Below are 14159 nucleotides of genomic sequence, written 5' to 3'. Positions count from 1 at the left end.
AGAGAACAAGAGAACAAGAGAACAAGAGAACAAGAGAACAAGAGAACAAGAGAACAAGAGAACAAGAGAACAAGTCAACGGGCGGACAGGTGATTAGGCAAGTAGCGTTTGGAACAAACTTTGAGAAAGCAAAGAACCCGAATTCCGGTCATCACGGCAGCCTCGACCGCTCCAGGCTCAAGGATCCCACGCTGGACTACCGGTACTTTTTCCGAACGGCGCGGGCTGAGGGAGCGAGCCGACGTGATCGGCCAGCGGTCGACGAAAAGACAAACCTCCCCGCGACAGGCGTTGGAGCAAATCGCAAACATGGAAGCGCGAGAGTCGTGATGTCGTTGAGGGTTACTCTCCCAACCTGAACCTCGTGCTTCGCTCGATTAGACTCGACCCGTCGGGACAGCCCATCAGTGAAGTCCGATTTGACCGGTTTCAGACTGGTTGGAGCAACTGACACTCTAGTGGCCGTAGAACAGGACTGCGTCGCCGGATGTCCGAGGCATTCGCCTACCCAATCTTGTCGAGTTAGGATTTATCACCAAAGCCTGCTTTCTGCACAACGGCCATGCCTGCTTCGACGCGTGGGCCCAACGCGCTCGACTACCGCGATGGCCGGACGAGAAGCAGCGTCGTCGCGCCTCCAAATCGGTCGTTCATGCGGTTCCGAAACCGTCTTGAAAGAAGTCGTCCGTACGCGCCAACGCGAAGGACCAAGAAGGGCGGGCTTTTTCATGCGTGACCAGAGAGGAACTTTTCGGTAGACGGACCATATCGCTATGCGCTCAGAAAACGAGCGAATGGGCTCGGGTCGGGCTCCAGCTCATCGACCACCTAATCGATCCTGGATTCTTCGACACCGCTTTCGAACGCTATGCGTAAGCCGCTCGACCCCTCTCGTCGGATCGCTGGCCGAACCAGAAACCTCCTGTGCCACCGCATCGCATCCGACGCTGACCAGTTCTGCGAGCTCCTCCACCCGTCAACGTTTGATGCACCGCTCAGTCCAACGTCATCAGCAGTGCCTGCCAATCGGCACGTCGCAGGTCAGGCGCATGGAACCGGCCAGAAATCCCCTGAGGCAGACTTTGATCGACCTGCCGATAAGCGGCTGCGCACATAAGGTCATAGAGAGGAGCCATCTTCGCGGACCCACCGGCACCGATCAGGATCGAGTAATTTTTCGCATGCGAATCCGAATTGCAGATCAGGACATTCAAGATCACCGCGTCGAGAAGTTTCAACCGCTCGCCAGGAGAAACAAGATCGCTGACGGCGTCAAACATCATCTTCATGGTCACGCCGCGGCCGGTCGAGGATCGCTCGTATTTCTGCGACGGGAAATGTCCCGTTAACTGGCAAAGATCCTCCTGATGCGCAACCTGCGGATCTCCCCTTGAAAGTCGGTAAAGCGATCATAGCGTTTCACGAGAAGATAACGTCGCTTGCCAGCTACTCCGATTGTCGCCTCGGCAGCCTCCAGACCGCAGGCACGCGCAAGCGACAGGCAAAAGGCTTCGTTCTCCACGCTCCCCGCAAGGCGTTTCGTATCCGGCTTGAGAATATGCGTTGATGGCGTCCCATCAACCGGAACTGAAATATGGCCGTGCCCGTCGACATACACCGGCAGTTTCTCCTGGACGCCCGCAAGCGACATGGAAACACCGCGCTCTCCGACCAGAAAAGGTTTGGCAGGAAGTTCATCCAGAATACGCTCCAGTGCCTGCTCATCCGGCACGGGCTGGAGGTTGACACCCGCTTTACGCGGTTCGCCGATCGACAGCGCTCCCGCCGTGTCACGTCCGATATGACCAAGCAGACCGACAATGTCCTGCGGAGAAACCTTGAGGCGTTGTCCGATCTAGGCAAGATGTGTTTCTGGAAGCAGATTGGCAAGCCAGGGCAGCAGCTTGGCAGTACCCACGGGCCCGGAGCGCAGCGGCATGGTGAGCGACACCGGAAAGGCCGTGCGGCGCGCTTCCCAGCCCGGATCATAGTCCAACGTCCATTCGCCATCAAAAGTCAGATGGGCGACAGGCAAGGTCTCGTAGTAGATGGTTGTCATCGATCAGCACCAAACATCGGCAAAAAGCCAAGGTCATCGTCCGGCGCGGCTGGCACAGCCTGGACCGTCTTGAGATCGCCGATCTCAATGCCGACGGTGCGCGCGACGATCAGGGCATTTTCGAGCTGGCAACTCGGCTTGTCCGATTCAAGCTCGACGATGAAGTCGTTCACCCGTTCCGGAACGGGCAGCAAGCCCGGTTTGCGTCCAGCCAAGAGATTTGCGTTTCTCCTTGATAGCATCGCCGAAATCGCGTGCGGACCTGAACATCGTGAACCTCTATCTCTTATCTTACCGTACAACTATTGTTTTCTTCAACATTGCCAGATAAATTACTACACCGGCACTTACAGTAACCTTAATTATATACATTAGAAATATCGCATAAATACATAATATTCCATCCATAATCTATTATGATTATAGCGGATAACCCTGTTCACCCCGCGTTCCGCCCTTTGGGACTGGCATCACAGTAAAGCCCCAAAACCGCAGTCCAAGGCAGCGCTGCAGGACTTCTGTTGACGCCAGCCGGCCGTCCCGGCAACCTCATACCATGACCCAGACCAACTGTCTCATTGCCGAGCTCATCCGTGATGCCAACCTGCTCGACCATCTCGACGGCTATCAGAAGCGCCGTATGCTCGAACGCGCGCTCACAACAATTCGCGACATGCGCGAAACAATCGGTATTCCATCCGGCGCCGGCCGTGACAGTCTCGTTGACCTCCACACCGTTGCACTCTCGGTAGAACGTGGATGGCGCAGCGATGAGGAAGTGCGAAACGCTCTGCTGCAGGCAGCCGGCATGATCCGCGACCTGCATATCGTCCTCGACAGCAAAACCGAAATCAGCCTTGTCAAACCTGCCGGTTGAAAGCGTTGCAGCTCGCCTGACCGGCGGCACCAGAGCCGAAACCGCCCCTGAAACCGGTGAGTAATCACAAATGCTAAGGCTCGCGCATTCCTACGCTTCAGGCGAGATCAGAGCGACCGCTGGAAAATACGATCGATAACGAGCCACATCTCGCGTCAACAAGGGAAGGTTTTGTATTGCCGCGTGGGCGCCTATAAAAAAGTCAGGCAAAACACCGTTACGGGTACCGCCACCGCGGCGATATCTGGTAAAGGCCTTTCCCGCCAGAAATAACGCCGCGCGAGGGAAAGGGCTGAACTTCAACCCCGCCTGATCAACAAAAGCATCAAGTTCTTCTATCCGCTCATATCGAACAGACAGTTCCGCGTAGACAACGTCATTGATGAACAGCGGACCCGAAACGCTCGCCAGTTCGAGCTGCTCAATCGACCAGTCGGCCCAAACCGGGTCGTCCGTCACAAGATCAAGCAGGACATTTGTATCGACAAGCGTCACTCGTCACCACGGGTCAGCGCCATGATGGCGTCGGTACCCAGACCTTCACCAGCATGTCCGCGCAGCTTGGCGAAACGCGTGAGTGGCTGTTTCTTGTCTGCCCTGACGAGAACTATCCTTCCATCGGGGGCCCGAACAAAATCGACCGAGCTTCCTGGCGAAATCCCTAAAAGCTCACGTACGGCTTTTGGAATGGTGACCTGCCCTTTGGCCGTTACCGTTGTTGCCATCTCAAACTCCCGTAATACCGGCGTAGAAGATGGTATTACTTCTGTGCCTCTGTTTCAACCAATCTCGCGATGAAATCAGTCACCAACGCCCAGCCACCAAATCATACCCGACAACATTCAGCCTATCGCCGTTAGGATTACATTAACCATGCCGGACCACTCTTAGGTTAGCAACGATGGAGGTTGGCTATGGCTTACGACTGGGACCGCAATGAACGCGACGGCCGGTTCGATGAACTGGCGGCGGGATTGATATTCTTCACAATCGTCACCCTGCTTCTGGCGTCAGCTTATCTCGTGATAGGCTTTGCCAGATAGGACGATTCATTGCCTGCGTGCCGGCCAATGCCAATATAGAGTACGCCAGGTTGGCAACATCGATAATACAATGATCACATCATCAGCCGCTTTATGCCTACCAGAGGTCAGTAAAGGAACATGACGGACGATCTGGGCGGCCATATCCTGCTTCTCTCCGGCCATCCCGGCTCTGGCAAGTCGACAATCGCCGAAATGCTGGCGCACTTGCCCGGCGTGCCAAAGGTGCATTTCCATAGCGATGATCTGTGGGGATATATCAAGCATGGCCGCATCGATCCCTGGCTACCGCAATCCCATCAGCAGAACCGCATGATCATGCAGATCGCCGCCGGCGTTGCCGGTCGTTACGCCAAAGACGGCTACTTCGTCATCCTCGACGGCGTCGTGCGACCGGACTGGCTGCCTGCCTTCCTGGCGCTTGCGTGCCCGCTACATTACATCGTGCTGCGCACAACAGCGGCAGAGGCAATCGATCGCTGTCAGGCCCGCGGTGGCGACAGCCTCAGCGATCCTGACGTCGTCGCCGGCCTTCACGCCCAGTTTGCCGATCTCGGCGCCTTCGAGCACCATGTCCTGTCAATGTCAGGCATGGACAAGGGTCAAGCTTTGCAATCGGTCATCAATGCGCTGCGATCGGGCAGCTTCCATATTGGTTCGGGTGAAGCAATCGATAACGAACGTGCGGGATGAAACGAGCGTGGTTCTACCGACTATTTACCTCCTTCGTCACGGCGAGACTGTCTGGAACTCTCTTGGCCGGTTTCAGAGGCAACTGGGTTCACCGTTGACGCCACGTGGCATCGAGCAGGTGGCTCGCCTACTCCGCGACGCGCTATGCAACGATGACCAGTTGTTCCAGATTCAGATCAGTCCGCTCGGGGGCGTGCGCCAGACCGCAGAGCGGGTACAGGCAATGGTACCGCTGCCGTCTGTCGACGACGAACGGCTCGTGGCGGTCACGACCGGCTCCTGGGACGGCATGACACATTTTGAGTTCGATAGCGAATTTCCCGGCCACCTTGACGGGTCCGACTCATTCGGCTGGTATTTCAGGGCGCCGGACGGCGAAAGTTTCGATAACGCCTGCAAGCGCGCGATGTCGTGGAGATTAGATGTCCGGCATCCGGCCATTGCCATTTCCCATGGTCTGTTTGGGCGGATCCTTCGCGGTGTTTTTCTCGGACTTTCGAAGGCAGAGATTCTCGAACTGCCCGTTCCGCAGGATGGGTTTTACCGGCTAGATGATGGCAGGTGCGAGCTCATCACAACTTGACCAGCGCCGTTATGATCCGCCAAGTCGAAAACTGCCGTACGCATCATGCCGGTAGAGGAAGACAACTTGCAAACACTCAACGACATCTATCTCGCTTACCTCGACTGCCTCAACCGCCAGGCCTTCGATGAACTCGGCACCTTCGTCGCCGACAGTGTCGAACACAATGGCCGGCCGCTCGGGCTGTCGGGATATCGCGACATGCTGGTCACGGACTTTGCCGATATTCCCGATCTGCGTTTTGAGGCAGAGATCCTTGTCAGCGACGCGACCCGGATTGCCGCCCGGCTTACGTTCGATTGCACGCCCAGGGCAACCTTCATGGGCCTCCCTGTCGACGGCAGGAAGGTTGAGTTCTGCGAACACGTTTTCTACGAGTTCGAACAGGCAAAAATCCGCAGGGTCTGGTCGGTCATCGACAAGGCTGCGATCGAACGTCAGATTGCCTGAATGCCGCCATCGGCGATTTCCGCCCTGAGGGTCACCCTTGTGCGGTACGGTAAACCAACGCGATGCACTCAGGTCAAAGTTGGGCCAAATCACGATCGCAACGACCGAACGAACGGGAAATGGCGGGAACAAAATCCAGTGGCAACGACATGCCCACCGCCACGCACCGGCTACTCGCTTCGAGCCATCGCTCGGTGACGTTGCGCTCGAGCCTGTTCGACAAACCGGCGCATGACTTCTTCGAGCAGAGCTGGTGGCATCGCTCCATAATAGCCGCTTTCGTTTTCGATTGCCCTGACGTCCGGTCCCGGCCAGACAAAACGATTGCTCTCGGTCAGGACAATCCACGCTCGCTCGTCTTCAAGTCGCAGGCGCCGCTTGGTGGCCGCCGGGATTTCAACAGCATCTTGCGGATCAGATCGCGGCGAATGCGTGACAGGTAAAACCCGCACCGCCGGCGCCATCTTCCAGGGAAGCAACAACCGCTATGAAGGGGCCGGGTGACAGAATTTTTACGTAGGCAAAGCGGACGATCTTCTGCAGACAAAAACGATCGTCATCCTTTCGCACAAGAGCGCGTTGCACATAAAAGCTCGCAGTCAGGCCCGCCATGTCAATCAAGTCAAGGGCCTAGCTCCGCTTGATGCGTTCCTCCGCTCACTCACATTCGAATCAACAACTCGTGATCCCCGATGTGAAGGAACGATGCGGCGCACACGTGGTTGACCATGGGACCGGGAACCGAGAAAGGACGACACGATGCCAATCGTTACTGGCCTCTTCCAACATGAGGAAGGCGCAAGACGCGCTATCGCATACCTGCAGGAAATCGGGGTGGATCGCCGCATTATAGAAGTCGAGACCTACGATGATACCGCCGAAAAAAACGCTGGCCATACACCGGAAGATGGTGAAAAGGGCGGCATCGAGCGGGGCAAAATCGTCCGCGCCGACGTTCCCCAGCAAGATCTGGTGAGGGCTTCCGAAGCGTTTCTCAATCTGGCGCGCAAAAAGTAATCCCGAACATCAGGGAGATTATCGTGAAGCGGACAGTTCGTTACCATAAATATGACGCGCCAACGGGTGGCTGGGGCTCCGTAGGGTCGCTGGTCAAAAACGCCTTACCCCAACATGCGATAAAAACCGTGCCGGGCCTTATGACCGACCACAACAAAACTGGTGGCTATATGTGCACAAGTTGCGCATGGGCAAAGCCGGGGAAACCTCATTTTGGCGAGTTCTGCGAAAACGGCGCCAAGGCCACCTTCTGGGATTTGACCTCCAAGCGCGCCGATCCGGAGTTCTTCGCGAGACACACCTTGACGGAGTTGCTGGAATGGCCCGACTTCGACCTCGAAAACGCCGGACGCCTCACGCATCCTATGCGCTATGACGCCGCTAGCGACCGTTTCCTGCCCGTCAGCTGGGAGGAGGCCTTTGCCGACATCGGGTCGAGACTGAAGGTCTATGACCGCAAGTCTGTGGTCTTTTACGCCTCAGGGCGCGCGTCGCTTGAAACATCCTACATGTATCAGCTCCTTGCACGGATGTATGGCAACAACAACCTGCCCGACAGTTCGAACATGTGCCACGAGACGACGTCAGTGGCATTGCCGGAGAGTATCGGGACGCCGGTCGGAACCGTGCTACTTGAAGATTACGATCACACCGACTGCATCCTGTCCTTCGGGCAGAATGTTGGGACGAATGCCCCCCGCCTGCTGCATTCCCTTCAGGCGGTACGCGAACGCGATGTTCCTGTCATCGTGTTCAACCCTTTGCGAGAAAGGGGCTGGGAGGAGTTCACCAATCCGCAACGGCCGTCCCAGATGCTGGCGGGCAAACCAACACAGATCGCCACGCAATATTACCAGGTAAGCGCAGGGGGCGATATTGCCGTAATGATGGGTATGGCAAAGTTCCTGCTGGAGTGGGATGCCGACGCTGAGATGGCGGGCCGAGCGCGGGTGCTCGATATAGACTTCATCTCATCCCACACATCCGGCTTCGACGCCTTTGCGGCGATGGTCCGCTCCACGCCGTGGGAGGACATCACCCGGATTTCCGGCCAGCCAAAAAATGCAATTGAGGCGGCCGCTCGGACATATGCAAAGGCAAAATCCGCCATCGCCATTTACGGGATGGGGCTCACTCAGCACCGCTACGGCGTTTCCAACGTGCAGATGCTGGTCAATCTGCTGTTGATGCGCGGCAATATCGGACGCCAGGGCAGCGGCATCTGCCCAGTGCGCGGCCACTCGAACGTGCAGGGGCAGCGAACGGTCGGCATCGCCGAAAAAGCCGCCCTCGTACCGCTTGACCGGCTTGCTGAACTCTACGGTTTCGACCCACCGCGCGAGGACGGGCTGAACACGGTAGAAGCATGTGAGGAGATCATTGCCGGAAATATCAACGCCTTTATCGGCCTGGGCGGGAACTTCGTTCGCGCAATTCCTGAACGCGGCCTGATGGAAGAAAAATGGCGAGGGCTCGATCTTTCCGTGCAGATCGCAACAAAGCTCAATCGCTCGCATATCGTCACTGCTGGCACGACCTATATTCTACCGACATTGGTACGGTCTGAAATCGATGAACAGACATGTGGCCCGCAAATCGTGACGATGGAGGATTCAACCACCTGCATCCATGCATCGCGCGGCAAATACAAACCGGCTGCCAATACACTTCTTTCAGAACCTCGCATTGTTGCGGAAATTGCCAAGCATTCGCTCACGCCAAACCCCGCCGTTCCGTGGGATGAATGGGCCGGGAACTATGCTCTGGTCAGAGACGCGATAGAGGCGACCTATCCCGACATGTTCAGGGATTTCAACCACAGGCTGGATACGCCGGGCGGATTTCCGCGTCCTGTCGCCGCGCGTCATCGTGAATGGGAAACCGACACCGGGAAAGCCAATTTCAAGCTGCCCCATGCGCTGTTCGCGGGTTTCCCTGGAGATGAGGATAACGACGTTCTTCGCTTGATAACCCTGCGCTCCAACGATCAGTTCAACACAACGGTCTACGGATATGATGACCGGCTTCGGGGCATACACAAGTCGCGGATGATCGTGATGATGAACCGTGACGACCGTATCCGACTAGGCGTCCAGGAGAACGCGTTTATCGGGCTGGAAACAGTGGCGGATGATGGAATTGCAAGGAAGATCCATAATCTTCAGGTGATCGACTACGACATTCCGTCGGGAACGTGCGCTTCCTACTTTCCGGAATGTAACGTCCTCATTCCGCTCTCCCATCATGAAAAGAACGCCAAGACCCCGGCGGCGAAATCAATTCCGGTAAGGGTCCTCGGCCCATGACATCCTTCCCGACGCCCGCCGAGCTGACAGACGACGTCTTTGAGACCATGCGTGACAAGGCTAGTATGCCAGCGAGAACAATACTCACGCTCGGCGTCCTTGCCGGTGTCTACATCGGGTTCGCAGGGCTTTTTTCAATCACCGTTCTTGCCGGAGCCTCCGTTCTGCCCTTCGGCGTGGCCCAACTCCTTGCGGGCGCGGTGTTCACGATCGGCCTGGCTGCTGTTCAATTAGCTGGAGCAGAATTATTCACGGGCAACACACTCATAATCGGCCCGTGCGCATTGGGCCGTGTTCCATTGAAGGAGGCGACAGGCGCGCTCGCGCTCGCCTATGTCGGCAATCTTTTCGGCTCCCTACTACTGGTTGTGGTCGCGCTTTGTGCGGACCTTCATAGTTCCGGCGATGGGAAGGTGGGGGCGGCACTGGTGGAACTGGGAACGGTCAAGGTCTATAAAAGCTTCTTCGCCACTGTTGTAAGCGGCATCCTCGCCAACTTCCTCGTATGCCTTGCCGTCTGGCTGGCAGCCAGCGGCAAAACGACGGTGGAAAAACTGGCGGGACTTTCGCTACCTGTCGCAGCTTTCGTGGCTCTCGGGCTCGAGCATTCCGTCGCCAATATGTTTTTGATGCCCTACGCCTATCTCGTTTCGGACACATCTTCTGCCATCACCGGACATGCCGTTATCGCCAACGTCACTGCTTCGACGATCGGAAATCTCCTCGGCGGCGGCGGGCTCGCACTGGCCTATGCATCCATTGCCGAGAAAGACGTTCAGAAATGACTATCCGACAGCTTTCTTCCCAACGCTGCCGATCTGTTGTCCGTGGCTCACAATAATGCCAAGCGCGCAACTGGTGTTTTTCTGAGCATCGTGCGGACGATTTCTAGCTGCTCCTTTGGCTCCCGTTGGGCGAAGCGTTATGCCACAGCATTTTGAGTTCGAACAGGCAAAAATCCGCAGGGTCTGGTCGGTCATCGACAAGGCTACAATCGACCGTCAGCTTGGCTGACGGCCTTGGCCTTGCGAAGACATCGGCGCCGCGCGCTCCGAAAAAGTCAAAATGACGAGCGCGATTGCACTGGGCTTCCGGCCGCGCCCGGGCAGCCTCGAATTTATGCAGACTGCTGCGCAGATCGCAGGCGTTGCACAAAGGTTACATCATTTTTCAGGCAAAAGGCATATGAATGATCTCTCATGTAAGGGAGTTCAGAGACTATGAAGAAATTCGTATCGACTATCGCATTCGTGCTTGCGGCATCGACTGCAATGGCGGCCGATGCCGTATCAGAAGTTCCTGCAGCCCCGGTTGCAGAGGTTGCGCCGCTGTTCAGCTGGACCGGATTTACCGCCGGTGTCCAGGCCGGTTACGGCTGGAACAACAATGACGCTTCGATCGTCGGCCTTCCCGGCGAAACGTCCGCAGACTTCGACGGCGCTCTTGCCGGTGGTTTCGTCGGCTTCAACTATGACCTTGGCAACAGCTGGGTCGTCGGCCTCGAGGCTGACTTCGAAAAGAACTGGGGCGATGATTCCGCCACCATTCTCGGCACGGGCTTTGACTACGGGTTCGACTGGCAGGGTTCGGTTCGTGGCCGCGTCGGCTACGCATTTGACCGTGCCCTGGTATACGGTACCGCAGGCTGGGCCTATGCTCGCGGCTATGCGGAAGTCCCGGGCATTGCCGACGTGAAGGAAACCTTCAACGGCTACACCGTCGGCGTTGGTCTCGACTATGCGTTTACCGACATGGTGTTCGGACGCGTTGAGTACCGTTACACCGACTTCGGCGACAAGGATTTCAACTTCGGTGGCGCTGCAATCAACGCGGATGTCGACCAGCATGCAATCCGCGTCGGCCTCGGCGTAAAGTTCTGATCCACCCGGACAGCAACAGCATAAGCCCGGCCATTGTGCCGGGCTTTTTCCTGTGCCTTTTCAAAAGGCGGCAGCGAGAAGCCGGGGTCGGCAAGCGCGGGCAACCTGTTCGTCACGCGTATTCGCAGCACAACGACTGAACATGCCGACTAGGACCGGACGCGGTCGGACACATTCCTTCTTCCGCCAGCAGACGCTCAGCCGGTCTCATCCATGATCTCCCTTTGAGCGAATCCTCAAGCAGTTGACGATCGGCACCACACAGCGCCATCCGCGGCAGCTGACGCCGCAGCAAGTCCCAAAGCATCTGCGCATCCGTCCGCCGCTTTTTTGTGCCAAGCAGCATGTTCAGCAGCACCTGTTGCCGTTCCTGCGCGGTCAGCCCAAGCAGCCTAATAAGGCTCCTGCAGCATGACCAGACAGCGGTTGACAGCCAGCCCGGCAGGCTAGGTGTGATGGGCGACCTGTACTTGATATCGAATAAAACATCAAACCTGCAACATTATATATTTTACGACATCAAATTGCGGTCACGCCATAAATCTGATATCGTAAAAGACATCAAAACACGAAAAATGATGCAGATATAAATATCAATGAGATACGAAACTCAAGAGATCGCGGACCGCTTACGTGAAGCCAGAGAGGCCAAACAGCTCAGCCAACGCGAGTTGAGCCGGCTGGCTGGCGTCCCGCAAGCGCAGATTTCGCGGATCGAGTCCAACAGTGTTGATCTGCGCCTTTCGAGCCTCGTCGCGATCGCCAGCGCATTGGATCTGGAGATTGCCCTGCTACCGCGTAAGGCGGTGCCTGCGATCAAATCGATCACCCGCCAAACGACTGATCGCACGGTGATTCAGGCGCCCGCGATCGGCAAGGAAATGCATCGGCTGCAAAAGGCAATCCGCACCCTTCAAATCGAGGCCCCGACCTTACCGGAGCTGGATGAACTGCGCAAAGCCATGGCATCACTCCAGCGTATGCAGATCGACACGCGGTTCTTAGACAATCTCCGCTCCCTGCGCCAAACGATTGATCATGCCAAACTGACTGAGCACCGGACGGGCATATTGAACGCGACCAACAGCATGAGGGCGCTTCGCAACCAGATCGCCCATTTCGAGCCCACGAGCGAACAACGGAATGCCAACCGTCCAGCCTACTCGTTAGATGAGAAGGATGACGATGCCTGATATATCCGTACTGAGTGTGCGCCTCTATGGTGAAGAGATCGGTACGATCACCTATGTCGGAGCCGAAAAGACGCTGTTCGCCTTCAACGACGCCTATGCCGAAAACCCAAATAGACCGATGCTCGGCCTGCAGTTCAAGGATGGTTTCGGCGAACTGATCACGGATTTCCAGCCATACAAAATCAAGCTGATGCCTTACTTCTCAAACCTTCTGCCTGAGGGGCATCTGCGCCGGTACCTGGCTGAGAAGGCAGACATCCATATCGAGCGCGAGTTCTTCCTCTTATGGGTTCTCGGCCAGGACCTTCCTGGCGCTGTCACCGTCGTCCCGGTAGACGGAGAAGAATGGCCGAGTGACGCGCAAAACGTCCTTGAAGGCGAAGCCGCCAGGGAAGCTGCCGAAGATGCCATGCGGTTTTCATTGGCAGGTGTGCAGCTCAAATTCTCGGCGGTACAAAGTGAAAACAGCCTCACCATTCCCACAAGCGGCGTCGGCGGCAGCTGGATCGTCAAACTCCCCTCTCGCGAGTTTGCCAACGTCCCGGAAAACGAATTCTCGATGATGAGCCTTGCCAGAATGGTCGGGATCAACGTGCCAGCGATCGGGCTGATCGATGTGCGATCAATCGGAAACCTGCCTGAGGGGATTGAGAAGATCGGGCAACAGGCCTTCGTCATTGAGCGCTTCGATCGCAATGAGGACGGCAGCATCACCCATATCGAAGATTTCGCGCAGGTTTTTAACGTCTACCCTGAGGACAAGTACAAGAAAGCCAGCTACCGCAATCTGGTATCGGTGATCGCATCCGAATCCGATCAGGATGATATGGCCGAATTCATCCGCCGCCTGACATTCAATGTTCTGATTGGCAATGGCGACATGCATCTGAAAAACTGGTCACTAATCTACCCTGATCGCCGCAACGCCCGCCTCGCTCCAGCCTATGATTTCGTGTCCACAATCCCGCATATCGCCAGTGACAAGTCCGCGCTGACCTTCAGCAGGACGAAGGATTTTAACGGTTTCACAACGGACGAGCTGGCGCACCTATCCGCGAAAGCCAACCTGCCCAAGAGGCTCGTCCTCGACACAGCCAAGGAAACCGTCGCTCTATTTATGGAGAGATGGGAGACCGAAAAGACCAATCTTCCCATGCACAATGATGTTGTCGAGGCCATCGACAGGCATCTTACGACTTTACCGATTGTCACTGGCAAAGGGTAAAAGGATGCGGCCTAAGCCGCATCCGCCATGTCACGATGATTTTAAGCCAGCGACATCAGCCAATCGGTAGCCTCAGAGGCTTTGGAAGCTGCGGTGACGAGGCGGAAGCTGACTGGAAGCTGTTACAAGGTTCAGTGGCCGCTTTCACCCCGGCCCATTCGAACGTCACGTTCGAGCTTTTCGATATGTTCATCGCAAACGGCCTTTACCAGCTCAAGCAGATGCGCGGTGCGCTCACCGAGCCAGACAAGCGCCTCTTCGCTGATCTCGAAATGTTTTGAATATCGAGCCTTCACGTAGGCTTCATTGATCGTATTGAACCAGGCCCGCTGCCGATGATGATCGCGTGGAAACGCGTCGACCAGCCGAAGGTCCTGCTCCTCGGCAAGAGAGCGGAGGAACTTGATGTTATGGGAGGCAGGCCCGTAGTTCGTCAGAGTGAGAAGGACGCAGGAATAAGCTTGCTCGATCGCCTGATGCAAAAGAAAAGCAGCTCTTTTTGTAAAGTCACTGTTGCGAGCGTGACCGGACAGAACAAAGAACTCGGTCCCTGCCTCGAACCGTTCCCGGCAATGCTCCCTCGCCACCTCCAGACGCTCTTCAGCCGTCAGCAGCTTCGGCTCAGCGAGCGGCTCGTCATCAAGCTCGTAAAGAATGATGCCTTCCTTGCGGATGTCCGAGAAGAAGTAGTGGCCCTTCTTAAGCTCCGTGTTCACCTCGCGCAGAGAATGCACGATGAACTGCGTCGGTGTTTCGATAAAGCTGTCGCGGATGATCCGGTCGGCCGCCTTGTACCAGAAGGTCGCATGATCCGTCAGCTTGCGATTGTTGAC

At 56.5% G+C, this 14159-nt stretch carries 17 protein-coding genes and 3 pseudogenes; 12 read left to right on the top strand and 8 right to left on the bottom strand.

Annotated elements, in window-relative coordinates; translation table 11 throughout:
• The coding region (locus tag DOU54_RS27690) for a hypothetical protein (protein ID WP_210206189.1) at positions 1 to 359 on the top strand (359 nt) is incomplete at its 5' end.
• 636 nt (positions 360 to 995) lie between these two features.
• Here the strand turns inward: DOU54_RS27690 and DOU54_RS27880 are convergent.
• The 4 genes and pseudogenes from DOU54_RS27880 to DOU54_RS04450 all read right to left on the bottom strand — a co-directional run.
• Positions 996 to 1316, bottom strand: a pseudogene (locus tag DOU54_RS27880) (HipA domain-containing protein); the annotation flags it as partial.
• A gap of 29 nt (positions 1317 to 1345) precedes the next feature.
• Positions 1346 to 1651 (bottom strand): HipA domain-containing protein, encoded by a 306-nt coding sequence (locus DOU54_RS27875; protein ID WP_146617327.1) that lies wholly within the window; start codon positions 1649 to 1651, stop codon positions 1346 to 1348.
• Between the two features lie 204 nt (positions 1652 to 1855).
• Complete coding sequence (locus DOU54_RS27870; RefSeq protein WP_022563974.1) at positions 1856 to 2059, bottom strand: HipA N-terminal domain-containing protein; 204 nt, start codon at positions 2057 to 2059, stop codon at positions 1856 to 1858.
• Positions 2056 to 2329 (bottom strand): annotated as a pseudogene (locus tag DOU54_RS04450) (helix-turn-helix domain-containing protein). Before DOU54_RS04450 ends, DOU54_RS27870 begins: the two are co-directional and overlap by 4 nt.
• Positions 2330 to 2615: 286 nt before the next feature.
• Between DOU54_RS04450 and DOU54_RS04445 the strand changes: the two are divergent.
• Positions 2616 to 2936, top strand: coding sequence for a hypothetical protein (locus DOU54_RS04445; protein ID WP_113730881.1), 321 nt, complete (start codon positions 2616 to 2618; stop codon positions 2934 to 2936).
• Positions 2937 to 3026: 90 nt separating this feature from the next.
• Here the strand turns inward: DOU54_RS04445 and DOU54_RS04440 are convergent, their stop codons facing one another.
• Positions 3027 to 3431, bottom strand: coding sequence for a type II toxin-antitoxin system VapC family toxin (locus DOU54_RS04440; protein WP_113730879.1), 405 nt, complete (start codon positions 3429 to 3431; stop codon positions 3027 to 3029).
• The gene (locus tag DOU54_RS04435) at positions 3428 to 3661 is read right to left on the bottom strand and encodes an AbrB/MazE/SpoVT family DNA-binding domain-containing protein (protein ID WP_006700634.1); all 234 of its coding nucleotides are present in this window, start codon (positions 3659 to 3661) and stop codon (positions 3428 to 3430) included. Before DOU54_RS04435 ends, DOU54_RS04440 begins: the two co-directional genes overlap by 4 nt.
• A 189-nt stretch (positions 3662 to 3850) precedes the next feature.
• Between DOU54_RS04435 and DOU54_RS27865 the strand changes: the two genes are divergently transcribed.
• From DOU54_RS27865 to DOU54_RS04420, 4 genes are all read left to right on the top strand, one after another.
• Positions 3851 to 3979, top strand: coding sequence for a hypothetical protein (locus DOU54_RS27865; RefSeq protein ID WP_286079859.1), 129 nt, complete (start codon positions 3851 to 3853; stop codon positions 3977 to 3979).
• A gap of 120 nt (positions 3980 to 4099) precedes the next feature.
• Positions 4100 to 4672, top strand: coding sequence for a P-loop nucleotide/nucleoside kinase family protein (locus DOU54_RS04430; RefSeq protein ID WP_113730877.1), 573 nt, complete (start codon positions 4100 to 4102; stop codon positions 4670 to 4672).
• A gap of 7 nt (positions 4673 to 4679) precedes the next feature.
• Positions 4680 to 5255 (top strand): histidine phosphatase family protein, encoded by a 576-nt coding sequence (locus DOU54_RS04425; protein WP_353505546.1) that lies wholly within the window; start codon positions 4680 to 4682, stop codon positions 5253 to 5255.
• 66 nt (positions 5256 to 5321) lie between these two features.
• Complete coding sequence (locus tag DOU54_RS04420; RefSeq protein ID WP_113730883.1) at positions 5322 to 5705, top strand: ester cyclase; 384 nt, start codon at positions 5322 to 5324, stop codon at positions 5703 to 5705.
• Positions 5706 to 5875: 170 nt separating this feature from the next.
• Here DOU54_RS04420 and DOU54_RS27860 read toward each other — a convergent pair.
• A pseudogene (locus DOU54_RS27860) lies at positions 5876 to 6317 on the bottom strand (plasmid maintenance toxin (PemK-like)).
• A gap of 147 nt (positions 6318 to 6464) precedes the next feature.
• Between DOU54_RS27860 and DOU54_RS04410 the strand changes: the two are divergent.
• The 6 genes from DOU54_RS04410 (at position 6465) to DOU54_RS04380 (ending at position 13326) form a co-directional block, all read left to right on the top strand.
• Positions 6465 to 6722 carry a hypothetical protein gene (locus tag DOU54_RS04410; RefSeq protein WP_072495401.1) on the top strand — a complete coding sequence of 86 codons (258 nt, stop codon included), beginning with the start codon at positions 6465 to 6467 and terminating at the stop codon, positions 6720 to 6722.
• A gap of 23 nt (positions 6723 to 6745) precedes the next feature.
• A complete protein-coding gene (locus DOU54_RS04405) occupies positions 6746 to 9028 on the top strand; it encodes an FdhF/YdeP family oxidoreductase (RefSeq protein WP_113730873.1) in 2283 nt (760 codons plus the stop codon).
• Positions 9025 to 9813, top strand: coding sequence for a formate/nitrite transporter family protein (locus DOU54_RS04400; RefSeq protein ID WP_072495403.1), 789 nt, complete (start codon positions 9025 to 9027; stop codon positions 9811 to 9813). The genes DOU54_RS04405 and DOU54_RS04400 overlap by 4 nt, the downstream gene beginning before the upstream one ends.
• 435 nt (positions 9814 to 10248) lie before the next feature.
• Positions 10249 to 10908, top strand: a complete 660-nt coding sequence (locus DOU54_RS04390; RefSeq protein WP_072495404.1) for an outer membrane protein — start codon at positions 10249 to 10251, stop codon at positions 10906 to 10908.
• 596 nt (positions 10909 to 11504) lie between these two features.
• On the top strand, positions 11505 to 12101 hold the full coding sequence (locus DOU54_RS04385) for a helix-turn-helix domain-containing protein (RefSeq protein ID WP_113730871.1): 597 nt from the start codon (positions 11505 to 11507) through the stop codon (positions 12099 to 12101).
• Positions 12094 to 13326, top strand: coding sequence for a type II toxin-antitoxin system HipA family toxin (locus tag DOU54_RS04380; RefSeq protein ID WP_113730869.1), 1233 nt, complete (start codon positions 12094 to 12096; stop codon positions 13324 to 13326). Before DOU54_RS04385 ends, DOU54_RS04380 begins: the two co-directional genes overlap by 8 nt.
• 131 nt (positions 13327 to 13457) lie before the next feature.
• On the opposite strand, the gene DOU54_RS04375 is transcribed toward DOU54_RS04380, so the two are convergent.
• Positions 13458 to 14159 (bottom strand): HEPN domain-containing protein (locus DOU54_RS04375; protein ID WP_113730867.1); only part of this gene is annotated, 702 nt, incomplete at its 5' end.

The organism is Agrobacterium sp. MS2, assembly GCF_003261015.1.
Classification (GTDB): domain Bacteria; phylum Pseudomonadota; class Alphaproteobacteria; order Rhizobiales; family Rhizobiaceae; genus Agrobacterium; species Agrobacterium pusense.
Note: the sequence above shows the minus strand (reverse complement) of the source record. Positions and strands in the feature narration are given on the sequence as shown.

Excerpts from the sequence above, each read along its gene's own strand:
- DOU54_RS27875 (WP_146617327.1), bottom strand. The coding sequence starts at position 1,651 with ATGTCGCTTGCGGGCGTCCAGGAGAAACTGCCGGTGTATGTCGACGGG.
- DOU54_RS27870 (WP_022563974.1), bottom strand. The coding sequence starts at position 2,059 with ATGACAACCATCTACTACGAGACCTTGCCTGTCGCCCATCTGACTTTT.
- DOU54_RS04445 (WP_113730881.1), top strand. The coding sequence starts at position 2,616 with ATGACCCAGACCAACTGTCTCATTGCCGAGCTCATCCGTGATGCCAAC.
- DOU54_RS04435 (WP_006700634.1), bottom strand. The coding sequence starts at position 3,661 with ATGGCAACAACGGTAACGGCCAAAGGGCAGGTCACCATTCCAAAAGCC.
- DOU54_RS27865 (WP_286079859.1), top strand. The coding sequence starts at position 3,851 with ATGGCTTACGACTGGGACCGCAATGAACGCGACGGCCGGTTCGATGAA.
- DOU54_RS04430 (WP_113730877.1), top strand. The coding sequence starts at position 4,100 with ATGACGGACGATCTGGGCGGCCATATCCTGCTTCTCTCCGGCCATCCC.
- DOU54_RS04410 (WP_072495401.1), top strand. The coding sequence starts at position 6,465 with ATGCCAATCGTTACTGGCCTCTTCCAACATGAGGAAGGCGCAAGACGC.
- DOU54_RS04400 (WP_072495403.1), top strand. The coding sequence starts at position 9,025 with ATGACATCCTTCCCGACGCCCGCCGAGCTGACAGACGACGTCTTTGAG.
- DOU54_RS04390 (WP_072495404.1), top strand. The coding sequence starts at position 10,249 with ATGAAGAAATTCGTATCGACTATCGCATTCGTGCTTGCGGCATCGACT.
- DOU54_RS04385 (WP_113730871.1), top strand. The coding sequence starts at position 11,505 with ATGAGATACGAAACTCAAGAGATCGCGGACCGCTTACGTGAAGCCAGA.
- DOU54_RS04380 (WP_113730869.1), top strand. The coding sequence starts at position 12,094 with ATGCCTGATATATCCGTACTGAGTGTGCGCCTCTATGGTGAAGAGATC.